This window comes from Methylobacterium sp. SD274 (assembly GCF_017355285.1).
Lineage (GTDB): Bacteria > Pseudomonadota > Alphaproteobacteria > Rhizobiales > Beijerinckiaceae > Methylobacterium.
The window spans coordinates 1-21,970 of the sequence record NZ_JADIJP010000032.1 but is presented as its reverse complement, the minus strand read 5'-3'; the positions used below and the strand labels follow the sequence as shown (position 1 = coordinate 21,970).

16 protein-coding genes are annotated in these 21,970 nt (G+C 67.5%); 10 read left to right on the top strand and 6 right to left on the bottom strand.

Features of this window, described 5'->3' with window-relative positions:
• Window positions 1-196 precede the first annotated feature (196 nt).
• Window positions 197-1,870: a methyl-accepting chemotaxis protein gene (locus IPV08_RS20890; protein ID WP_207413417.1), complete on the top strand. Its 1,674-nt coding sequence runs from the start codon at window positions 197-199 to the stop codon at window positions 1,868-1,870.
• Window positions 1,871-1,948: 78 nt separating this feature from the next.
• On the opposite strand, the gene IPV08_RS20885 is transcribed toward IPV08_RS20890, so the two are convergent.
• Window positions 1,949-2,134, bottom strand: coding sequence for a hypothetical protein (locus tag IPV08_RS20885; RefSeq protein ID WP_056434567.1), 186 nt, complete (start codon window positions 2,132-2,134; stop codon window positions 1,949-1,951).
• A gap of 90 nt (window positions 2,135-2,224) precedes the next feature.
• Entirely contained in the window at window positions 2,225-3,532 is a 1,308-nt protein-coding gene (oxlT, locus tag IPV08_RS20880; protein WP_207413415.1) for an oxalate/formate MFS antiporter, read from the bottom strand.
• A 543-nt stretch (window positions 3,533-4,075) separates the two neighbouring features.
• On the opposite strand from oxlT, the gene IPV08_RS20875 reads away from it, so the two are divergent.
• From IPV08_RS20875 to IPV08_RS20835, 9 genes are all read left to right on the top strand, one after another.
• Complete coding sequence (locus IPV08_RS20875) at window positions 4,076-6,343, top strand: TonB-dependent siderophore receptor (RefSeq protein WP_246748109.1); 2,268 nt, start codon at window positions 4,076-4,078, stop codon at window positions 6,341-6,343.
• 71 nt (window positions 6,344-6,414) lie between these two features.
• On the top strand, window positions 6,415-7,977 hold the full coding sequence (locus tag IPV08_RS20870) for a PepSY-associated TM helix domain-containing protein (protein ID WP_056434574.1): 1,563 nt from the start codon (window positions 6,415-6,417) through the stop codon (window positions 7,975-7,977).
• 134 nt (window positions 7,978-8,111) lie between these two features.
• Complete coding sequence (gene ada, locus IPV08_RS20865; RefSeq protein WP_207413439.1) at window positions 8,112-9,209, top strand: bifunctional DNA-binding transcriptional regulator/O6-methylguanine-DNA methyltransferase Ada; 1,098 nt, start codon at window positions 8,112-8,114, stop codon at window positions 9,207-9,209.
• Between the two features lie 101 nt (window positions 9,210-9,310).
• Window positions 9,311-9,583 (top strand): hypothetical protein, encoded by a 273-nt coding sequence (locus tag IPV08_RS20860; protein ID WP_207413411.1) that lies wholly within the window; start codon window positions 9,311-9,313, stop codon window positions 9,581-9,583.
• A 222-nt stretch (window positions 9,584-9,805) separates the two neighbouring features.
• The gene (locus tag IPV08_RS20855) at window positions 9,806-10,963 is read left to right on the top strand and encodes an acyl-CoA dehydrogenase family protein (protein WP_207413409.1); all 1,158 of its coding nucleotides are present in this window, start codon (window positions 9,806-9,808) and stop codon (window positions 10,961-10,963) included.
• A gap of 33 nt (window positions 10,964-10,996) precedes the next feature.
• Window positions 10,997-12,100, top strand: coding sequence for an LLM class flavin-dependent oxidoreductase (locus IPV08_RS20850; protein ID WP_207413407.1), 1,104 nt, complete (start codon window positions 10,997-10,999; stop codon window positions 12,098-12,100).
• Window positions 12,100-13,041 carry an ABC transporter substrate-binding protein gene (locus IPV08_RS20845; protein WP_207413405.1) on the top strand — a complete coding sequence of 314 codons (942 nt, stop codon included), beginning with the start codon at window positions 12,100-12,102 and terminating at the stop codon, window positions 13,039-13,041. Before IPV08_RS20850 ends, IPV08_RS20845 begins: the two co-directional genes overlap by 1 nt.
• Before the next feature lie 26 nt (window positions 13,042-13,067).
• Window positions 13,068-13,607, top strand: a complete 540-nt coding sequence (locus IPV08_RS20840; protein WP_207413403.1) for a cupin domain-containing protein — start codon at window positions 13,068-13,070, stop codon at window positions 13,605-13,607.
• 29 nt (window positions 13,608-13,636) lie between these two features.
• Window positions 13,637-14,599 carry an aliphatic sulfonate ABC transporter substrate-binding protein gene (locus IPV08_RS20835; RefSeq protein WP_056434594.1) on the top strand — a complete coding sequence of 321 codons (963 nt, stop codon included), beginning with the start codon at window positions 13,637-13,639 and terminating at the stop codon, window positions 14,597-14,599.
• 72 nt (window positions 14,600-14,671) lie between these two features.
• On the opposite strand, the gene IPV08_RS20830 is transcribed toward IPV08_RS20835, so the two are convergent.
• The 4 genes from IPV08_RS20830 to IPV08_RS20815 form a co-directional block, all read right to left on the bottom strand.
• Window positions 14,672-16,861, bottom strand: a complete 2,190-nt coding sequence (locus IPV08_RS20830) for a TonB-dependent siderophore receptor (RefSeq protein WP_207413401.1) — start codon at window positions 16,859-16,861, stop codon at window positions 14,672-14,674.
• A gap of 424 nt (window positions 16,862-17,285) precedes the next feature.
• Window positions 17,286-18,119 carry an S-formylglutathione hydrolase gene (gene fghA / locus IPV08_RS20825; protein WP_056434600.1) on the bottom strand — a complete coding sequence of 278 codons (834 nt, stop codon included), beginning with the start codon at window positions 18,117-18,119 and terminating at the stop codon, window positions 17,286-17,288.
• 273 nt (window positions 18,120-18,392) lie between these two features.
• Complete coding sequence (locus tag IPV08_RS20820; RefSeq protein ID WP_056434602.1) at window positions 18,393-19,529, bottom strand: S-(hydroxymethyl)glutathione dehydrogenase/class III alcohol dehydrogenase; 1,137 nt, start codon at window positions 19,527-19,529, stop codon at window positions 18,393-18,395.
• A gap of 203 nt (window positions 19,530-19,732) precedes the next feature.
• The gene (locus IPV08_RS20815; RefSeq protein ID WP_056434605.1) at window positions 19,733-21,598 is read right to left on the bottom strand and encodes an ABC transporter ATP-binding protein; all 1,866 of its coding nucleotides are present in this window, start codon (window positions 21,596-21,598) and stop codon (window positions 19,733-19,735) included.
• Window positions 21,599-21,970 lie beyond the last annotated feature (372 nt).

Below are 21,970 nucleotides of genomic sequence, written 5' to 3'. Positions count from 1 at the left end.
AGACGGCGTCAGGCTGTGCCGACGCTGTTTTTCCGTGACGCCAAATTGACGCAGAAGTCTAATTGTTCGTCGCCTGAACGGTAGTTCTTAGAAGATTATAAGCACTTTGCATAAAGATTAAGCGTCTTGAATGATGGGACGTGGACCGATTTATGGATCCGCGACACCTCATCTGCATAGTTTGAAAGCATTACTGATGAAGACGACGATCAAGCTGAGGCTTGTAGCACTTCTGGCTTGTATCGGCCTGCTTCTCCTCGCAACCTCAGGCATTGCTAACCTTGCACTGCATTGGAGTAGCCAAAGCCTCAAAACCACCTTCGATGATCGTGTCATCCCCCTCCGGCAATTCATCGTCATCCGGGATTCCTATGACGACCTGACCAACGTCTCGCGCGCGTTGCGCGGCCGGCAGATCGAGCCGGCCCAGGCCAGGGAGAAGATCGAGCGCGACCTTTCGAACATCACCACGCAATGGTCGGCCTATTTGGCGACCTACCTGACACCGGAAGAGGACACCCTCGCCAAGGACCTGCAGGGGCGGATCGACGGGAACGGCGTCGTCATGGCCGAGATCCTCAAGCGCATCGCTGCCGGGGACGGTTCGGAATTCGAGACGACGCATGCGGACTTGCTGAAAAGCTTGCAGGCCACCAGCCCGATGCTGACGAAACTGGCCACGCTGCAGGTGCGTGAAGCGGAGGCGGAATACCGGCGCTCCGAGGCGACGTCCGGTTGGACGCGGCTCACCCTGCTGGCCGCGCTCGGTCTCGCCGCGCTCACCGTTGCCTACGGCGTCTACACGATCATCGCGCAGGTCACCCGCCCGCTCGGCAACCTCGTCGGCGTTCTCCAGCGCATGGCCCGGGGTGAGATCGATGCGGAGATCAAGGAAGCCGCCCGCGGTGACGAGATCGGCGCCGTCGGCAAGGCCGTCGAGGGCATCAAGGCCATGGTCGCCCGCAAGGCCGCCGAGGAATTCGAGATCAAGCGTCGGGCCGACGAGGCTGCGGCAGCCGAGCGCAAGCGCACGATGATCGAGCTGGCGGACGGGTTCGAGCGTGCCGTCGGCGGTATCGTCGGGACCGTGTCCTCATCGGCCACCGAACTCCAGGCCACTGCCCAGCAGATGACCGCCAGCGCCCACGAGACGGCGGCTCAGTCCTCCACCGTCGCGGCCGCCGCCGAGGAGGCTGCCACCAACGTCAACACGGTCGCGGCAGCCGCCGAGGAATTGGGCTCGTCGGTGCAGGAGATCGGTCGCCAGGTGTCCGGCTCGGCCATGCTCGCTCAATCGGCCGTGGGCGAGGCCGACCAGACCGTGCATCTGGTCCAGGCCCTGCAAACCACGTCAGCCCGGATCGGCGACATGGTGGGCATGATCTCGACCATCGCCAGCCAAACCAACCTGCTGGCGCTCAATGCCACGATCGAGGCGGCGCGCGCCGGCGTGGCGGGGCGGGGCTTCGCGGTGGTGGCGAGCGAGGTGAAGGCCCTCGCCGCCCAGACCGCCAAGGCGACCGAAGAGATCGGCCGCCAGATCGGCGAGGTGCAGGCCGTCACCGCTCAGGCCGTGATGGCGATCGGCGGCATCACCGGGCGGATCCGCGAGATCGACGACATGGCGGCCTCGATCGCCGCTGCGGTGGAGCAGCAGGGCGCGGCGACGCAGGAGATCGTCCGCAACGTCGCCCAGGCATCGGCAGGCACCAACGAGGTGACCGGCAATATCGCCGGTGTGGCGCAGGCCTCGGAGGAGACCGGGATGGCGGCCGGGCAGGTCCTGTCCGCCGCCTCCGAACTGTCGCGCCAGTCCGAGCATCTCGGCGCGGAGGTCTCTCGCTTCCTCTCGACCATCCGCGCCGCCTGACCCGACGGGAATGGGACGCGGACCGTCGCCCATCTACCCAGGAGCGGCGTTCCCGAGAGAGGCCGGGCGCGGGTGTCCCTAGCGGACCCCGCCTCCGAAGGCCGTGGCGATCTCGAACGTGCCGCCGAGCAGGAAGTCGAGGGCCAGGATGAGCCCGAGGGCCGCGATGTAGACGACCGTGAACAGGTCCTTGTCCTCTTTGCCGGCCAGTATCAGGCCAGCGAAGGGAACGGTCTGGAGCGCCAGGATGGCGGGAAGGTGCATGACGATCCTCGAGGGGGCGGGGGTATTCCCGGCCCCTCCCCGAGGAGGCCGGGTCTTTTGATGTCGGACCGGTGACGCGATCCGGACGGATCAGACCGGTGTCCGTGCGAGGCGGGCGGGACCGGATTCTTCGATCGTGTCCGAAGCCAGCGCCGGGCCTTGCGCGAGGTAGCGAGCCCGCATCGGCCGGAGCACGAACATCGCCATCGCCGCCGCCGCCACGTTGAGCCCGATGATGATCGAGAACACCGCCGACCAGCCGTAGGTTGCCGAGATGACGCTCGCCACCGGCACGAGGAACGAGGCCGTCCCCTTGGCGGTGTAGAGCAGGCCGGCATTGGTGGTGGCGAAGGTGGAGCCGAACGTGTCGCCGCAGGTGGCCGGGAAGAGCGAGTAGATCTCACCGAAGACACCGAAATAGATCGCCGTCGAGAAGACGAAGACCAGCGGGTTGGTGCCGTAGCTCAGAAGCAGGACGATCGCCGCCGCCGCCGTCGCGAAGGCGATGAACATCGTGTTCTCGCGCCCGATCGTATCCGAGACGAAACCGAAGAACGGACGCCCGAACCCGTCGAAGATCCGGTCCAGCGAGATCGCGAAGGTCAGCGCCGCCATCTGCAGGCCGAACAGGCTGACGGGCACGTCGGCGACCCTGAAGTCATGGGCGATGGGCGCGATCTGCGCCGCCGCCATCAGGCCGCCCGAGGCCACCATCACGAAGATGGCGTACATGACCCAGAAGACGGGAGTGCGCACCACCTCGCGCGGCGTGCGGTCGACCCTGGTCTGCGGCAGGCGCAGGCTCTTGCGCTGGATCGGCACGGCGACGGACGGCTTGCGCAGCAGGAAGGAGAGCAGGACGACGATGGCGCCCTGGCCGAGGCCGAAATACAGGAAGGCGTCCTGGTAGCCGCTGCTGGCGATCATCTTGGCGATCGGCACCACCGTCACCGCGGCGCCTGCGCCGAAACCGGCCGCCGTGGCGCCGGCCGCGAGGCCGCGCCGATGTGGAAACCATTTCAGGGCGTTGCCGACGCAGGTGCCGTAGACCGACCCAGCCCCGATGCCGCCGATCACCGCCGCGCCGTACAGCATCCACAGCGACGAGGCCTGGGAGTTGATGAGCCAGGCGAGCGCGATCATCACGCCGCCGAAACAGACGACGATGCGCGGGCCGTAGCGATCGACGAACCAGGCTTCCACCGGCACCAGCCAGGTCTCCGTGGCGACGAAGATCGTGAAGGCGAACTGGATCGCCGCGCGGCCCCAGTGGAACTTGGCGTCGATGGGATCGACGAAGAGCGTCCAGCCATATTGCAGGTTGGCGATCATCGCCATGCAGAGAACGCCGAAGGCGAGTTGCCGCCATTTGGCGGATGGTGCGTCCTGTCGTTCCATCCCTGAATCCATTCTTGTTTGGGTGTGTCGTGGAATCCCCACCCCATCATGCATCAAAATTCAAGGCATAGAATATACCACGGATTAAAAGTCCTGCTCGTTCGTACGCATGGCCCGATGGCTGGTCTGTGTGCGGGTGGGGCCACCACGGGGCGGGTCGATCGCCTCGCCACGCTCGCGATCCACACCAGAATGGAGGGCAGAACGGCCATGCTTCCATTGCGGGACTGCGCCGCGCGGGCAGGCGAGATTCACGCCAAGCGCCATCGCGAAGGGTAAAATCGTCTGCCGACGCCGTTCGCGAAGGAGTAACCTATTATAAAATCAGAGTTTTTATCTAAAACAGTTCTAGAAGATAGCACTTGCATGCAGAATAGCTTCTTTGCCAGATGATTTCACAACACGAATTAGAGAGCAGTCGTTCTTTACAACGCTTCTGATTCATCAAATCCTGGCAAATCGGGTTCCGCTGTGCATCAGCTCTCGCTCAATCATCGCAGCCCTGCTGCGATGTCGTCCGTTCGCGGCCGTGTCATCCTTGCCATGCTGTCGAGCGTGGCCGTGCTGGCTGTACTGTCGAAACCAGTCATGGCGCAGGGCGCGGACCACGCGGTGACCCTCGATACCTTGTCGGTCGATGGTGTCGCGGGACGTCCGAGCGCATCGGGAGCGGATGCCGGCGGTCCGGTCGGTCCAGTGCGTGGCTATACTGCCACGCGTAGCGTCGTCGGCACCAAGACGGATACGCCTATTCTTGAAACGGCCCAGTCGATTTCTGTCATCTCTCGAAAGCAGATCGAGGATCAGAACGCACTCACCGTCAACCAGGCTCTGCGCTACACGCCGAGCGTCACCACCGAGCAGCGCGGCGGCTCCGGCTCGACCCGCCTCGAACAGTTCCTGATCCGCGGCTTCACGGCTCCCCTCTTCCTCGACGGCATGCGCCTGCCAAGCAGCCGTGACGCTGGCCCGTCCGTTGATCCGTTCCGGCTGGAGCGCGTCGACATCATCAAGGGACCGGCCTCGGTCCTCTACGGGCAATCGGGCCCGGGCGGCATCGTCAACCTCGTCAGCAAGGTTCCGTCCTTCGTTCGCCACGGCGAAATCTTCATCCAGGGCGGGGATTACAACACCGTGCGCGGCGGCGTGGATGTCGGCGGCCCGATCGAGGGCCACGGCGTGCTGGCAGACCAGTTCGCCTACCGCATCATCGCGGCGGGCTGGAACGCCGACGGCCCGGCCAAGACCACCTCGATCGAGCGCAGCTTCATCAACCCCAGCGTGACGTGGCGCCCGTCCGCCGACACCTCGCTGACGGTCATCGGCCTGTACCAGCGCGACCCTTATTCCGGCTATTACGGCGCCCTGCCCGCCAAGGGCACGCTGTTCCCCTCGAATTTCGGCGTCGCCAACGGACCGCTCGGCCGCCTGCCGCGCAACTTCTATGACGGCGACCCGAATATCGAGCGCTCCGACCGGACACAGGCTTCCGCGACCTACATCTTCGATCACCGTTTCGACGAGGGAATCCGCGTCCACTCGTCGGGGCGCTTCCTGCGCACCCTCGGCGATTACCGCAGCCTCTACGACGCCACCTCGAACAACCTCGCCTGGGGTGGCCGATTCCTCAATCGGGCCATCGGCGGCACCAACGTGGCCATCGACGCCTTTACCAACGACAACAACATCGTGGCCGATTTCCAGACCGGCCCGCTCGCCCATACTGTCCTCGTCGGGCTCGACCACCAGACGCTTTATACGAAGACGTTCAGCACACCGTTCCCGACAGTCCCCCAGAGCCTCGACGTGCTCAACCCGGTCTACGGACTGACCAATATCTCTTTCCCGGCCTTCTCGGGTTATTCCGACATCACCTCCCACCAGACCGGGATCTACTTCCAGGATCAGGTCAAGGTCGACCGCCTGACCCTGACCCTCGGCGGACGCTACGATTGGGTGAGACAGAGCGGCCCGACCCGGGACATGGCGGGCCAGCTCGTCAGCGATCAGGACGCGCCGAGCGAAGCCTTCACGGGCCGGGCGAGCCTGCTCTATCTCTTCGACAGCGGCATCGCTCCCTATGTCAGCTATTCGGAAGCGTTCGAGCCGCAATTTTCCGGGCAGATCTTCACCGGCGACCCGAGCTTCGGCCGCCTGCCCGATCCCATCACCAGCCGGCAGTTCGAGGCCGGCGTGAAGTACCAGCCTCCCGGCACGGACATCCTGCTGACGGCGGCGGCCTTCGACATCAAGCGCCAGAACTCGCTGTCTCCCGATATCGCCAACGGTCCGCGCTTCTCCATCCAGAACGGCGAAGTCAGCGTTCAGGGCGTCGAGTTCGAAGCGCGGGCCAACGTCACCGAGAACCTCACCGTCGTCGGCGGCTTCTCCCTCATCGACGCCATCAACTCCGCCGGCACCGGCACGACGCTGAACGAGACGACCCGCCAGACCGTGGGCCTCGTCGGCCTGCGTCCGATCCAGGTGCCGGACACCACGATCTCGCTGTTCGGCAACTATCAGGTCCGCACGGGCATGTTCGCCGGCCTCGGCTTCGGCGGCGGGTTCCGCTATCTCGGCGGCTCGCAGGGCGACGCGGCCAACAGCTTCAAGGTGCCGGCGAACCTCGTCGTGGATGCCGTCGCGTCCTACGACTTCAGCTACCTGTCGCCGAGCCTGAAAGGCATGCAGTTGCAGGTCAACGCGCAGAACCTGCTCGACGAGACCTACGTGCAGTCCTGCGCCTTCCAAGCCTGGTGCTGGTATGGCGCGCCGCGCACCGTGCTCGCGACGCTCCGGTATCGCTGGTAGAGAATGGCCGCGCGCCCGTCGGTGCCTCGACCGAGACCGCTTGAGAACGACATGCCAGAAGGATGTGCGGCATGAAGAACGGCCTTCGCCAATCCATGGCCTGGTTGCACACCTGGTCCGGCCTCGTGGTCGGCTGGGTGCTGTTCGCCGTCTTCGTCACCGGAACAGCGAGCTATTATCGCACCGACATCACGGCCTGGATGCAGCCGGAGCTGAGGCAGGCGGCGCGGGCCGAGCCGGTCCCCGACCTCGCCCGCGCGGCGGAGATCGGGCTCGCCCATCTCCAGGCCCATGCCGTGGGCGCGCGGTCCTGGTCCATCGGCCTGCCGCAGCCGGACCGGCCGATCATCGACCTGTTCTGGCGGACGAAGCCGGGCACGCCCCCGAACATCGTCCAGCTCGACGGGCAGACGGGAGAGCCGGCGACCTTCAGGAAGACCAGGGGCGGCGACTTCCTCTACCGTTTCCATTTCGAGCTGCACATGCCGCCGCTCTGGGGGCGCTGGATCGTTGGCATCTGCGCGATGGTGATGCTGGTGGCGCTCATCAGCGGCATCATCACCCATCGCCGGATCTTCGCCGATTTCTTCACCCTGCGCCGGGACAAGTCGGCCCAGCGCGGCTGGCTCGACGCGCACAACGTCACCGGCGTGCTGGCGCTGCCCTACCACCTGATGATCACCTATACGGGCATCGTCACCCTGGCGATGATCTACATGCCCTGGGGCGTCACCGCCGCGTATAACGGCGATGCGACGCGCTTCTACGCCGAGACCGCCCAGATCACGGCCCAGCGCCCGCCCCTCGGCCAGCCCGGAACCCTGGCCCCGATCGGGCCGATGGTCGCCCGCGCCGTGGCGACGATCCACGAGCCGCTGGAGCGCCTGTCCATCGTCAATCCGGGCGATGCCCGATCCACGGTGATCGCGATCTTCGAGGAGCCGCACGGACTCGCCCACCAGCATCCGCAGATCGCCTTCGACGGCACCACCGGCGAGATCGTCGAGATCCTGCAGGGCGGGCTGAAGCCGGCGGCCAAGACCTTCACCACCATGGTCGGCCTGCACGAGGCTCATTTCGCCGGGCCGGCCCTGCGCATCCTGTTCTTCCTCTGCGGCCTGATGGGATGCGTCATGGTGGCGAGCGGGCTGATCCTGTGGTCCGTCGCCCGGCTGCCGAAACCCGGCGAGGCCCCGTCCCTCGGCCTTCGCGTGGTGCAGGCCCTCAATATCGGCACCGTCATCGGCCTGCCGGCGGGGATCGCGGTGTATTTCCTCGCCAACCGCGTGCTCCCTCCCGGCCTCGAGGGCCGCCTCGACTGGGAGGTCCGGGCCTTTTTCGGCGCCTGGATCGTGATGAGCGTGGTTCCGCTGTTCCGGCCTCATCGCGCCGCTTGGCGGGAGATGGCCGTCGTCACCGCGATCCTGTTCCTCGCCGTGGCGCTGGCGGACCTCCTGGCAGCCGCCGCGCCGTCGCCGAGCGCCCTGCTGCGGCACGATCCGGGCCTCCTCTGGTTCGATGCCGCCATGGTGGCTCTCGCGGGGCTGTTCGCGCTGGTCGCCCACAAGGTCGCGCATTTCCAGACGCGCAAGCGTGCGAAAGCCGCCCCCGTCGGCGCGCCGAGGACGGCCTGAACCAAGGAGACGAAAGCGGGAGCAAGAACCGGGATGCGGCCGGCGAGCCTCGGGGTCAGTATGATGGCCTGAAGCGGCGGCCCGCGCCGTCGTCGCCCGATCAGGAGATCGACGCCGTGCCCGCCCCCGAACCGATGTCTAGCCCGGACGTCCCATCCATTGCCGATCCTGCAGGATGCCGCCTCGAAGGCGGCGACGCTGCGCGATGGGCCGCCCTCGCCTCCCGCGACGCGGCCGCCGATGGCAGCTTCGTCTATGCGGTGCGCACCACCGGGATCTACTGCCGGCCGAGCTGCGCGGCGCGCGCCCCGCGACCCGAGAATGTGAGCTTTCACGCCTCCTGCGCCGAGGCGGAAGAAGCCGGCTTTCGCGCCTGCAAGCGCTGCCTCCCCAACGCGCCCAGCCTCGCCGCGCGCCGGGCGGAGGCGGTCGCCCGCGCCTGCCGCCTCATCGACGAAGCCGAAACCCTGCCCGACCTCGCGTCATTGGCGGAGGCGGCCGGTCTCAGCGCATTCCATTTTCACAGGGTGTTCAAGACGGTCACCGGCGTGACGCCGAAATCCTACGCGGCGGCGCGACGCGCGGAAACTCTCGCCTCGGGCTTGAGCCGGGCAGAAACGGTCACGCAGGCGATCTATGAGGCCGGATACGCCTCGCCGAGCCGCTTCTACGCGGAGGCGACGGACCGCCTCGGCATGGCGCCCGAGACCTACCGCCGGGGCGGCGAAGGCGTCGCGATCCGGTTCGGGATCGGCCAATGCGCCCTCGGCGCCATCCTGGTGGCGGCGACAGTCAAGGGAATCTGCGCCATCCTGCTCGGAGACGATCCCGACCAACTGTCCCGCGACCTCCAGGACCGGTTTCCGAAGGCCGACCTGCTGGGGGGCGACGCGGCTTTCGAGGCCTGGATGGCCCAGGTGGTGGGGTTCGTCGCCACGCCCGCGCGCGGTCTCGGCCTGCCGCTCGATATCGGCGGCACCGCTTTCCAGCAGCGGGTCTGGGACGCCTTGCGCAAGATCCCCATCGGCACCACCGCGACCTATGCGGACATCGCCCGCGCCATCGGCGCTCCGGCGGCGAGCCGTGCGGTGGCTCTGGCCTGCGGTGCGAATTCCATCGCCGTGGCGATTCCCTGTCATCGGGTGGTCCGTTCGGACGGGTCGCTGTCCGGCTACCGCTGGGGCGTGGTGCGCAAGCGCGCCCTGTTGACCCGCGAGGGCGTCGTCGTCTGAATCTCAAGACGCCCGACCGATACCAATCACCGCGCTACCCCATCCGGAGGATGTGGCGCGGCCCGTCCCATGGCATGACCGTCCCGGAGAGGGAGAATGCCGTGACGACCGCCGAGACGCCGGATTTCTACTGGATGGGTTTCGAAGCCTACGGGCAGGGCCGGACCATCGATCACGCCCCATGCGGCGAGGATTCCACCGACCGACTGGATTGGATCGACGGCTGGGAATTCGCCAAGTTCGCCTCCGCCGCCAGCCCCGACCTCGACGATCGCGATGAGATCGAGCCGCCGCGACGAGCCGTAGAAACGTTTGTTTTGTCGAACGACCCGGCTCGAACGAGCGCCGGACGGATGAAGGCCGACTGGGGGTGAGATTCGCATTCCCCCTCTGCTTTGAGTCGAGGGGAAAGGACTTTCGCTATCGGGACGGATGAACGGCAAGGGCCTTCTCCGATCCTTTGTTCTTAAAAAAGAACGTTCCCGTTGACAGGACGGGGTTTCGGCAGGACCATTGCGGCACTTGGTGAGGGGCTTTCGCGGCGTGTTCCGTGAGCCCGGCGATCCGACGCGTCCGAAGAATCCTGTCTTTTCCAAATGATCCTCTCCCCGCCTCTGCGCGACACCGCCGATGGGCTCGCCCGGCTTTTCGCCGAACGGGCCGACGGTCACGACCGCGCCGGTCGATTCGCGCATGACAACATCGCCGATTGCCGGAATGCCGGCCTGCCGGGGCTGACCGTGCCGCGCAGGCTGGGCGGCGCCGGCGCCGGTCTCGGGCAGGCAGCGATGGTGATCGGCACCCTGGCGCGAGGCGAGCCCTCCACCGCCTTGGTGCTCACCATGCACTTTCTCCAGCATGGGCTGATCCATGCGCGCGCGGCCTCGCCGGACGGGAGCTGGCCCCTGGCGATCGCCGATGGGCTCGGCCGCGCGGCGGTGGAGGACGGCGCGCTCATCAACGCTCTGCGGGTCGAGCCCGAACTCGGAACCCCCTCGAGGGGCGGCATGCCGGAGACGCTGGCTCGGGCGACCTCCACCGGATGGCGGATCAGCGGCCGGAAGATCTATTCCACCGGCAGCCCGGCCCTCACCCATGGCCTCGTCTTCGTCCGCACCGATGAGGCGGAGCCGCGCATCGGCAACATCCTGGTGCCGATGGCCTCCGATGGCGTGCGGATCGAGGAGACCTGGGACCATCTCGGCCTGCGCGCCAGCGGCAGCCACGACGTGATCTTCGAGGATGTGGCGGTACCCGCCGACCATGCGGTGGACCTTCGCCCGCCCGAGGGCTGGCGCAAGCCGGATCTCCAGCAGCAGGCCTGGAGCACGGCGATGCTCTCCGCCCTCTATGACGGCGTCGCGCGCTCGGCCCAGGCCTGGTTCATTGCCTTCGCGAAAAATCGCAAACCCGGAAGCCTCGGCCAGAGCCTCGCGACCTTGCCGCGTTTCCAGGAGGCCATCGGCGAGAACGAGCGACTGCTCGCCGTGAATGCCCGCCTGATCCGGAGCTTCGCCGCGGATGTCGACGGAGGCGCCTGCCCCTCGGTCGCCGAATCCGGCTTCCTCAAGACCACCGTCACCGAGAACGCGATCCAGCTGGTGCAGCGCGCCGTCGAACTCGCCGGCAATCCCGGCCTGTCGCGGGCGAACCCGCTGGAACGACACCTGCGCGACGTCCTGTGCGGGCGCATCCACTGGCCGCAGACCGATGCGGTCCGCATCGCCGCCGGGCGCGCCGCCCTCGGCCTCTGACCCCTTCCCAGTTACGGACTCAAGGAGATCGCGATGAGCTTTCCGTCGCCGGATGCCGTCGAATTCATCGGCTTCGCCGCCCCGCGCTACACCTCCGAGACCCATGCGGCCTCGGGCCCCGCCATCGACCGGGACTATCTCCGGCTGCTCGCCCAGGCGCATGAATGGGGCGGGTTCGACCGCATCCTGGTGGCCTTCTACGCGACCCAGCCCGACGCGCTGCTGCTCTCCGCCCAGATTGCGGCGGTGACCGACCGGATCGGCCTGATGATCGCCCATCGCACCGGATTCACCGCGCCGACGGTGGCCGCGCGCCAATTCGCGACCCTCGACCAGCTGACCGGCGGGCGCGTCGCCATTCACGCCATCAGCGGCGGCGACGACAGGGAGCTGGCGCAGGACGGCGACCACCTGACCAAGGACGAGCGCTACGCCCGCACCGACGAATTCCTCACCATCGCCCGGCAGGTCTGGACCGCCGAAGCGCCGTTCGATTTCGCCGGCGCGCATTACCGGATCGAGCGGGGCTTCTCCGAGGTGAAGCCGGTGGACCCGCGCGGCATCCCGGTCTTCTTCGGCGGGGCCTCCCCGGCCGCCATCACTGTCGCCGGGCGTCACGCCGACACCTACGCCCTGTGGGGCGAGAGCCTCGATCAGGTCCGGGAGGCTATCTCCAGGGTGCGAGCGGCGGCTGCCCCCCATGGCCGCGATCCCCGGTTCAGCCTGTCGTTCCGGCCGATCCTGGCTGCGACGGAGGAGGAAGCCTGGGCCAGGGCCGAGGACATCCTGGCCCGCACCCGCGCCACCCGCGCCGCCAGGGGTCTCGGGCCGGCGCCGGTGCCGGAGAACGAGGGCTCGCGCCGCCTGCTCGCGGCGGCGTCCCAGGGCTCGCGCCTCGACAAGCGGCTCTACACCGCCATCGCCAGGGAGACGGGCGCCTCGGGCAATTCCACCGCCCTCGTCGGCACGCCGGAGCAGGTGGCCGACGCCCTTCTCGATTACCACGACCTCGGGGTGCGGACCTTCCTGATCCGCGGGTTCGACCCGCTGGAAGACGCCATCGCGTATGGCCGTGACCTGATCCCCACCTTCAAGCGGCTCCTCGCCCGGCGGGGCGAGCGGGCGGAGGCAGCCTGATGCGCGCTCTTATCACTCTCCTCGCCGTGCTGGCGTTCGCCGGCATCGCCCGCGCCGACGAGACGGTGCTTCGCGTCGGCGACCAGCGCGGCAATGCCCGCGCCCTGATGGAGGCGGCCGGCGTCCTCGCCGACCTGCCCTACCGGCTCGAATGGAGCGAGTTTCCCGCTGCCGCCCCTCTCCTCGAAGCCCTCAATGCCGGGGCGATCGATGCCGGCGGCGTCGGCGACGCGCCCTTCACCTTCGCGGCCGCCGCCGGGGTTCCGGTGAAGGCCTTCGTCGCCTTCCGCAACAAGCAGGACGGCCTGGCGATCCTCGTCGCCAAGGATTCACCGTTCAAGACGGTGGCCGACCTGAAGGGCAAAAGCATCGCCACCAATCGCGGCTCCATCGGCCATCAGGTGGTGCTGGCCGCGCTGGAAGAGGCGGGCCTGCCGGCCAATGCCGTGACCCTGCGCTTCCTGCCCCCGGCGGATGCCAAGATCGCGCTCGCCGGAGGCAGCGTCGATGCCTGGGCGACCTGGGAGCCCTACACCTCCACGGCCGAACTCGCCGGCCTCGCCCGTGTCGTCCGCGACGGCAACGGCATCACGCCGGGCCTGAGCTTCGCGGTGGCGAGCGACGCCGCCCTGAAGACCAAGCGCGCGCAGCTCGCCGATTTCGGTCGGCGCCTCGTGAGCGCGCGCGAATGGGCGCTCAAGGATCCCGCACCCTACGCGGCGGTCTGGTCGAAGCTCATCGGCCTGCCGGAGGCCGTGCCCCTGCGCTGGTTCTCGCGGGCGGAATATCGGGCGGTGCCCATCGACGACGCGGTGATCGCCGACGAGCAGCTCAACATCGACCTCTATGTCCGTTCAGGGCTGATCCCCGCCGCGCGGGCGCCGCGCGCCGACATCATCCTCGATCGGAGCTTCGAACCGGCCGCGATCGCGGTACGTTGAACAGACCGCCGCCGAGGACCGGACCCATGCACGACCCTTCCGACCACGACCACGACCACGCCCATTCCGACCACGATCACGCGCATGACCACGAGCCGGCCCTGGGCGCGGAACGCTGGAAGCATGACGGCGTGCGGGTGATCCCCGGCGACAAGCTCGATTCCAACACCGCCCAGACGCCGGGCATGTTCCGGCAGGCGGCGATCAACCATGCCCGCGTCGGCGCGCAGAAGATCTGGGCCGGCACGGTGGCGATCGCCCCCGACGCCAAGACCGGCGTGCACCATCACGGGGCGCTGGAGAGCGTGATCTACGTGGTGTCCGGCCGCGCCCGCATGCGCTGGGGCGACAAGCTCGAATTCGTGGCCGAGGCCGGCCCCGGCGACTTCATCTTCGTGCCGCCCTACGTGCCGCACCAGGAGATCAACGCCGATCCGGACCAGCCGCTGAACTGCGTCCTGGTGCGCTCCGACAACGAGGCGGTGGTGGTCAACATCACCGATGTGGAACCCGTGGAACGTCCCGAGACGGTCCACTGGGTCGACCCGATCCACAAGCATCCCTGATTCCGCGCCATACCGAGAGACGCCGCTCCATGATCCATCGTCGCCACGCGCTGCGGGCCGCCGCTGCGCTGAGTCTTCTCGCCCTCGCCCCTGGACGCGTGCTCGCCGCCGAGCCGAGGACGCTGCGCATCGGCTACCAGAAATCCTCGACCCTGATCGCCCTGCTGAAGCAGGACGGCAGCCTCGAGAAGGCGCTGGAGCCCCTCAAGGTCGGGCTCACCTGGCATGAATTCACCAGCGGCCTGCCGGTGATGGAAGCGCTCAATGCAGGCCAGATCGACCTGTCGGCCGATGTGGCCGACACGGTGCCGATCTTCGCCCAGGCCGCCAATGCGCGGATCACCTATGTGGCGCAGGAGGCCGCCTCCCCCGCCGCGCAGGCCATCCTGGTGGGGGCCGATTCCCCCATCAAGACGGTGGCGGACCTCAAGGGCCGCAAGGTCGCGGTGACGAAGGGCGCCGGCGCGCATTACCTCCTGCTCGCCGCCCTGAAGGCCGAAGGCCTTCCGTTCAAGGCGATCACGCCCGCCTACCTCACCCCGGCCGACGGGCGCACGGCGCTGGCCAGCGGCGGGGTCGAGGCCTGGGTCGCCTGGGACCCGTTCCTCTCGGCGGCGGAGCTGCAGACGGGCGCCCGCGTCCTGAAGGACGGAACCGGCCTGTCGCTCTACAAGCGCTACTACCTCGCCTCGGACGAGTACGCGGCCAAGCACGGAGACATCCTCGACATCGTCTTCGCCAAGTTGCGCGACACCGGAACCTGGGTGAAGGCCAACCCGGACGAATCCGCGAACCGCCTCGGCGCACTGTGGAAGCTCGATCCCGCCATCGTCGCGAAGGCCAATGCCCGCCGCACCTACGCGGTGGAGCCGGTGACCCGGGACGGTCTCGCCGAGCAACAGACCATCGCGGATGCGTTCCGCGCCGAGGGCCTGCTGCCGCGCGCCGTCGATGCCTCGGCGCTCGGCATCTGGGCGCCGACCAAGTCCTGACCGGCGAACGAAAAATCCCGATGAGCCAGGCTCATCGGGATCGAAACGTCCCTCATCGCAGGAGGGGCGGGCTCACCACTTGTACGAGACGCTCGCGACGATCTTGCGCTGCGTGCCGTAGAAACAGGCTGTCGCGGACGAGCAGGACGAGACGAAGCGCTTGTCGCCGACATTGATCATGTTCACGGCGGCGCGCCATCCGGCGTAATCGTAATGCACCGCCGCGTCGAAGGTCACGTATTCGGGCACGACGAGGGTGTTGGCGACGTCCGCGTAGGATTGGCCGACATAGTTCACGCCGCCACCGAAGCCGAAGCCTTTGAAGGTGCCGACCGGGATGGTGTAATCGGCCCAGAGCGAGGCGAGGGTCTGCGGGATGCCCACCGGGACCTTGCCGAGATCGAGGTCCGTCCCCTCGATGGTGCGCAGACCGTAGAGCGTATAGGCGGCCGTGAGGTTCAGGCCTTCGGCGAGTGTCGCCGTGGCCGAGAGTTCGAAGCCGCGTGAGCGCACCGAACCGATCTGAAGATTGGTGAAGAGGCTGACCGGGTTCGGCGTCAGCGTGTTGTTGCGGACGAGATCGAAGGCCGCGAAGGTGAAGAGCGTGTTCCAGCCGACGGGCTGGAACTTGGCGCCGATCTCGACCTGTTCGCCCGTCTCCGACTTGAACGGCCGGTTTTGCGCGTCGGCGCCCGGCGTCGGATTGAAGGATGTCCCATAGGTCACGTAGGGCGCCAGCCCGTTATCGAGATTGTAGATGAGGCCGAGCCGGCCGGTGAAGGCACTTTCGCTGATCTGGGTCGATGTGCCCGACGGGATCTTGCTGTCGATGTTGTTGTCGACGAAGTCCTGGCGACCGCCGATGAGGAAGGTCAGGCGTTCGGTGAGCGCGACTTGGTCCTGCGCATAGAGGCCGACCTGCTGGAGCTGCTGGTTCAGCACGCGATAGGGGGCGGGCGCCGCGGCGGCCTGGAAGTATCGCGGAGCGAGGATGTTCAGGGACGGGGCCGGGAAGGTCGAAGCCTGGTTGTCCGAGAAGCTGTAGCGCTTGTAGTCGACGCCCATCAGCACGGTATGCCCGAACGTTCCATCGTTGAACCGGGCCTCGGCCTGATTGTCGACGGTAAAGATGCCGGCGCGGGGCGTCGTCAGGAAGCCGTAGCGGGCCAACTCCGTCTGGGCGGCATTGTTGTAGCCGTTGGCGACGTAGCGGGAATCCGAGACTTCCGTGAACGAGAACCGGAAGTTCTGGCGCACGGTCCAGACGTCGTCGACATGGTGCTCGAACTCATAGCCGAGATTGGCCTGGTTACGGGTGTAGCGGTCCACCAGCGGATCGCTGGCGTTGAGCTTGCGGTCGATCCTGAGACCGGAAGCGTTGGTGCGCACGGTCCCGAAATACGGCAGGAACTGGCCGGCACCGCCGGTCTCGTCGCGCTGGAAGCTCGTCAGCACCGTGAAGGTGGTGGCGCCGTCGGGCTTATAGGTGAAGCTCGGCGCGATGTAGTAGCGGTCCTCCGGCGCGAAATTCACCTGGGCGTCGCCGTTCTGGAAACGGCCGGTCAGGCGGTAGAACCAGTGGCCGGACTCGTCCACCGGCCCCCCGAGATCGAAGGCGGCGTAGCGCTGGCTGAACGAGCCGCCGCCGAGCTCGAGATAGCGCAGGGGCGTGAAGGTCGGCCGCTTCGAGACGATGTTGATGAGGCCGCCCACGGGGCTGCCGCCGAAAAGGGTGGCGGCGGGGCCGCGCAGCAGCTCGATGCGTTCGGCGCCGAACGGGTCGATGCGGAAATTGGCGAAGCCGGTCTGGAACAGCTGGAGCCCATCCCGGAACAGGCCGGATTCCGTGGCCGAGAAGCCGCGGATCAGGAACCAGTCGAGGCGCGTGTCCGGGCCGAACTGGTTGGCGTAGATGCCCGGCGTGTAGCGCACGGCCTCGGACAGGGTCTGCGAGCCCTGTGCCTTGATCTGATCGGCGCTGACGACGCTGATCGATTGCGGCGTGCGGATGATCGGCGTGTCGGTCTTGGTGGCAGTGGCGCTGCGGGTGGCGACGTAGCCATCCACCGGGCCACGGGCGGTCTCGGGCGCGCTGCGGCCATTCCCCACTCCCGTGCCGCTCCCCGCGCCCGACCCTTCGACGCTCAGCGTATCAAGGGTCACGGCCCGTTCCTGCGCCGAACCGGCTCCCGTCAGGGCGAGCACCGTGATCGACACCCCGGCCGCGAGGACGGCGGAACGGGCGAATGGGGACGACGGCATGGACGGCCTGGCTCCGGATGACGGGCAGCAGAACGGGCTCGCGCAAGTGGCGAGACGTGGCCTGCGGTGCTCTTTAGAATTATGATAAACTACTGTAATACAACATGTATTCGCCCTTCCGCCGTAGCTTTCGGCTCGGTCGGTGGCAAGATACCGAACACTCTTCGTCACTCGCCGTTGCTGCTTCGACACAGGCCGCGCAGGTTGTAATGCTTGTGCGCACTCAGCCTGCTGGAGATGTCGGTGGCGGCAACGATGCGGGATCGAGGGGTGAGGCAGCGGATCGAAGGGGTGGAACCGGATGAGGGCCGGGGCCCGTTCTCGACGCGACGCTCTGCGTGGCGGAGTGCGGCCCGTCTCGGACGACGGCCGATGAACCCACCCCCGGCGCGACAGGCCGGGGATGGAGTGCGTGGTGGATGCCTTACTTCAGACGCGCGGCGGCCCAGGCGATGTGGTCGGCCATGAAGGTCGAGATGAAGTAGTACGAGTGGTCGTAGCCCTCACGCATGTTGAGGGTCAGCGGGATGCCGGCTGTCTTGCAAGCCTCTTCGAGCAGCCAGGGCCGCAGGCCGTCATCGAGGAAGCTGTCGGCCGTGCCCTGATCCACGAGGAACTCCGAAAAGCGCTTGCCGTCCTCGATCAGCGCGGTGGCGTCATGCGCGCGCCAGGCCGCCTCGTTGGTCCCGAGATACTTCTCGAAGGCGGGCTTCGACCATCCGGCCGTGGAGGGCTGGGCGATGGGCGCGAAGGCCGAGCAGGACCTGAAACGGTCGGGATAGGTGAGCGCGATGGTCAGCGCGCCGTGGCCGCCCATGGAGTGGCCGAAGATGCCCTGGCGGGACATGTCCGCCGGGAAGTTCTCGGCGATGAGGGCGGGGAGCTCCTCGGTGACGTAGCTCCACATCCGGTAATTGGTGGCGTAGGGCGCCTCGGTCGCGTCGACATAGAAGCCGGCGCCCGAGCCGAACTGCCAGTTGCCGGCCTCGTCGGGAATATCCGCGCCGCGCGGGCTGGTATCCGGCGCCACGATGATCACGCCATGCTCGGCGGCGGCGCGGCGGTACTCGCCCTTGTCCATGACGTTGGCATGGGTGCAGGTGAGGCCGGACAGGTACCAGAGCACCGGCACCGGGCCGTTCTCGGCCTGCGGCGGCACGAACACCGCGAAGGTCATGGGGCAGCCGGTGGTCTTGGCATCGTGCTTGTAGACGCCCTGCGTGCCGCCATGGGCGCGGGCCTTCGAGATGGTTTCCATGCGGTGATCTCCTGATGGGGGTGAGTGGATCGTATTTAGCGAAGCTCATCGGAAGGTGCGCATGCCCCCTCTCCCCGCACGCGGGGAGAGGATCGCGGACACCTTGCCGTGTCCGCGACGAGCGGAGGCGAAGCCGAAGCGATGGTGAGGGGGCGGTGTCGGAGGAGACTCATACGGCGACGCCCCCTCACCGTCGGCTGCCGCCTCGACGCGCCGACGACAGGGTCGTCGCGTCCCTCTCCCCGCAAGCGGGGAGAGGGGATGCTCACGTCTTCAGTAAACCACCACCGAGCGGATCGACTTGCCCTCGTGCATCAGGTCGAAACCGTGGTTGATGTCTTCGAGCGGCATGGTGTGCGTGATCAGGTCGTCGATGTTGATCTTGCCCTCCATGTACCAGTCGACGATCTTCGGCACGTCGGTGCGGCCGCGGGCGCCGCCGAAGGCCGAGCCCTTCCAGACGCGGCCGGTGACGAGCTGGAACGGACGGGTGGAGATCTCCTTGCCGGCCTCGGCCACGCCGATGACGATCGATTCGCCCCAGCCGCGATGGCAGCATTCGAGGGCCTGACGCATGACGTGGACGTTGCCGGTGCAGTCGAACGAGAAGTCCGCGCCGCCGCCGGTGACGTCGAGGATCGCCGAGACGACGTGATCGTTGCCGACCTCCTTCGGGTTGATGAAGTGGGTCATGCCGAACTTGCGGGCCATCTCCTGCTTGTCCGGGTTGATGTCGACGCCGATGATCTTGTCGGCACCGACCATCCGGGCGGCCTGGAGAACGTTGAGGCCGATGCCGCCGAGGCCGAACACCACGACGTTCGCGCCGGGCCAGACCTTGGCGGTGTAGATCACCGCACCGATGCCGGTGGTGACGCCGCAGCCGATGTAGCAGATCTTGTCGAAGGGAGCGTCTTCGCGGATCTTGGCGAGCGCGATGGCCGGCAGGACCGTGAAGTTCGAGAAGGTCGAGCAGCCCATGTAGTGGAACAGGCTGTTCGAGCCGCCCGGGCTGCCGCCGGTGGAGACGCAGGAGAAGCGCGAGGTGCCGTCCGGCATCACGCCCTGGCCCTGCGTGGAGCGGATCGCGGTGCAGAGGTTGGTGCGCTGCGACAGGCAGGACTTACAGCTGCGGCATTCCGGGGTGTAGAGCGGGATGACGTGGTCGCCGACCTTCAGGTCCGTGACCCCGGCGCCGAGCTCGCGGACGATGCCCGCGCCCTCGTGGCCGAGGATCGCCGGGAACTTGCCCTCGGAATCGAGGCCCGACAGCGTATAGGCATCGGTGTGGCAGATGCCGGTGGCCATCAGCTCGATGAGGACTTCGCCGGCCTTGGGGCCTTCGATGTCGATGGTCTCGATGGTGAGGGGCTTCTTGGCCTCCCACGCGACCGCAGCGCGCGTCTTCATATCTCTATTCTCATGTCTGGACGATCACGGACGGTGTCGAACTGCCGACTCTTCGGCTTCGCCTCATCCAGGGGAGGGCAAGCCGAACGGTCCGAAAATCTGTTTCGTGCAATGATGGTTCTGGAGACGAGATGCAACGCCCTCGGGCCGCGCGGGAGGTCGCGTCGCCCCTGTGTTGTCGCGGAAGCATACCCGCCGGCGCCTCAGCGATAGCCGGCGGCCTGCAGCTCGAACAATTCGGCGTAGCGCCCGCCCCTCGCCTGGAGTTCCTCGTGCGTTCCGGCCTCGATGACCTTGCCCCCGTCGAGGACGAGGATGCGGTCGGCCATGCGCACGGTGGAAAAGCGGTGCGAGATCAGCACGCAGCTGCGGCCCCGGCTGAGATCGCGAAAGCGCTGGAACACCTCGAACTCGGCGCGCGCGTCGAGGGCGGCCGTGGGCTCGTCGAGGATCAGGATCTCGGCCTCGCGCATATAGGCCCGGCTGAGCGCGATCTTCTGCCATTGGCCGCCGGAGAGGTCGACACCGTCGGCGAAGCGCTTGCCGAGCGGCTGGTCGTAGCCCAGCGGCAGGCGTTCGATCACGCCGTCGGCGAGGCTGCGCCCGGCGGCACGGGCGATGCGGGCGGCGTCCTCACGCTCCTCGATGCGCCCGACGGCGACGTTCTCCGCGGCGGTGAAATCGAAGCGCACGAAATCCTGGAAGATCACGCCGATTCGGGCGCGCAGGTCGTCGAGGTCGTAATCGGCGAGCGGCCGGCCATCGAGCAGCACGCGGCCCTCGGTGGGATCGTAGAGCCGGGTCAGGAGCTTGACGATCGTGGTCTTGCCGGCCCCGTTCTCGCCCACCAGGGCCAGCACTTCCCCGGCGGCGAGGCGGAAGCTCAAGGACCGGACCGCCCAGGTCTCGGTGCCGGGATAGCGGAACCCGACCTCCTCGAAGACGATGCCCTCGGTGATCGGCTGCGGGAACGGCACGGGCCGCTCCGGCGAGCGGATCAGCGGCACCACCTCGAAGAACGAGAACAGGTCTTCGAGATACTGCGCCTGCGAGGAGATCTGCGAGAAGCCGAGCAGCAGGCCCTCGATCAGGCCGCGCAGGCGCTGGAACGAACCGGCGAGGAAGGCGAGGTCGCCGATGGAGAAAGCGCCTGCCACCGTGCGCCAGACGATGGTGGCATAGGCCGCGTAATAGGCGAGCGTGCCCAAGGCCGCGAAGAGGCCGCCCCAGCCGGCCCGGCGGATGGCGAGGGAGCGGTTGTCGTCGAGGAGCTTGGCGGCCACGATCCGGTAGCGTTCGGCGATATAGGCGTTGAGGCCGAAGAGCTTGACCTCCTTGGCCGATTCCACGCTGGCCCCGAGATAGCGCAGATAGTCGATCTGCCGCCGCTCGGGGGTGCGGGTCCAGGCGAGGCGATAGCCCTGCCGGTTGAAGTAGAGCTCGTTCAGGAAGGCCGGCACGAGGGAGCCGGCGAGTAGCAGGATCAGCCAGGGCGCGTAGGCGGCCAGACCGATCCCGAAGGCGACGAGCGTGATGAGGTCCTGCCCCTGCCCGAAGAGCTGGAACAGCAGGTTGGAGCGCCCGGTCACCTGCCGGCGGGCGCGTTCGAGCCGATCCTGCTGGGCGCTGTCCTCGAATTGCTCGAGGTCGAGGGCGGCGGCGTGGCGCATCAGCCGCAGGGTGGCGGCATTGGCGTAGCGGTCCGCGACCAGCCCATCGGTGAGGGTGCTCAGCCGCCCGAGCAGATCGGACAGGATGGCGAGGCCGAGCTCCACCGCCACGAGACCGGCCAATCGGGCGAGGGCCGGGTCCGCCATCCAGCCGGCGAGGCCGGTTCCGGCGGGATGGGGACGGGCATGTTCGGCGACGATGGCGTCGAGGATGAGCTTGCCGAGATAGAGCATCAGCACCGGCAGGCTCGCCCGCGCGAGACGCAGAGCGATGCTCGCCATCAGCAGGCGCGGGCTCGCGGCATAGACGAGGCGAAACAGCGCCGGCAGGTAGCGCAGGGCGCCCACGCGCTCGACGACGAACCGGTTCAGCAAGGGGGCGAGGGAGGCGGTGGACATCGCGGCGGACCATGACGGGAGCGACCGCGCCCGTCGATGCGTCGTAGGGTGCACGATAAGATTCCCACGCGGTGTCGGCGCGACAGCCTGAGGCGACCGGCGGGCTCAGTCGATCCGCTTCATTGTGCACGCGCCTGAGGAGATCGGGCATGACGGCAAGACTTTGCTTTGTGTCCCATGTTAGAATCTCAGCCGCATTGTGCGCGTGAGGCGGGTTGGATGCTCAGCGGTTCGACTCTTCTACGGGTGGTGGTGCTCTTCGTCGCGGCGGCGGCGCTGGCGGGTCTGGTCCAGGCCTTCTGGCCGCAGGGTGCCGACGCTCCGCCCCCCGCGCCGACGGTGCAGCGCACCGAGCCGACCAAGGCCAACCCA

Excerpts from the sequence above, each read along its gene's own strand:
- IPV08_RS20850 (WP_207413407.1), top strand. The coding sequence starts at position 10,997 with ATGAGCTTTCCGTCGCCGGATGCCGTCGAATTCATCGGCTTCGCCGCC.
- IPV08_RS20870 (WP_056434574.1), top strand. The coding sequence starts at position 6,415 with ATGAAGAACGGCCTTCGCCAATCCATGGCCTGGTTGCACACCTGGTCC.
- IPV08_RS20855 (WP_207413409.1), top strand. The coding sequence starts at position 9,806 with ATGATCCTCTCCCCGCCTCTGCGCGACACCGCCGATGGGCTCGCCCGG.
- IPV08_RS20875 (WP_246748109.1), top strand. The coding sequence starts at position 4,076 with ATGCTGTCGAGCGTGGCCGTGCTGGCTGTACTGTCGAAACCAGTCATG.
- IPV08_RS20845 (WP_207413405.1), top strand. The coding sequence starts at position 12,100 with ATGCGCGCTCTTATCACTCTCCTCGCCGTGCTGGCGTTCGCCGGCATC.
- IPV08_RS20840 (WP_207413403.1), top strand. The coding sequence starts at position 13,068 with ATGCACGACCCTTCCGACCACGACCACGACCACGCCCATTCCGACCAC.
- fghA (WP_056434600.1), bottom strand. The coding sequence starts at position 18,119 with ATGGAAACCATCTCGAAGGCCCGCGCCCATGGCGGCACGCAGGGCGTC.
- IPV08_RS20890 (WP_207413417.1), top strand. The coding sequence starts at position 197 with ATGAAGACGACGATCAAGCTGAGGCTTGTAGCACTTCTGGCTTGTATC.
- IPV08_RS20830 (WP_207413401.1), bottom strand. The coding sequence starts at position 16,861 with ATGCCGTCGTCCCCATTCGCCCGTTCCGCCGTCCTCGCGGCCGGGGTG.
- IPV08_RS20820 (WP_056434602.1), bottom strand. The coding sequence starts at position 19,529 with ATGAAGACGCGCGCTGCGGTCGCGTGGGAGGCCAAGAAGCCCCTCACC.
- oxlT (WP_207413415.1), bottom strand. The coding sequence starts at position 3,532 with ATGGAACGACAGGACGCACCATCCGCCAAATGGCGGCAACTCGCCTTC.
- IPV08_RS20835 (WP_056434594.1), top strand. The coding sequence starts at position 13,637 with ATGATCCATCGTCGCCACGCGCTGCGGGCCGCCGCTGCGCTGAGTCTT.
- IPV08_RS20815 (WP_056434605.1), bottom strand. The coding sequence starts at position 21,598 with ATGTCCACCGCCTCCCTCGCCCCCTTGCTGAACCGGTTCGTCGTCGAG.
- IPV08_RS20885 (WP_056434567.1), bottom strand. The coding sequence starts at position 2,134 with ATGCACCTTCCCGCCATCCTGGCGCTCCAGACCGTTCCCTTCGCTGGC.
- ada (WP_207413439.1), top strand. The coding sequence starts at position 8,112 with ATGTCTAGCCCGGACGTCCCATCCATTGCCGATCCTGCAGGATGCCGC.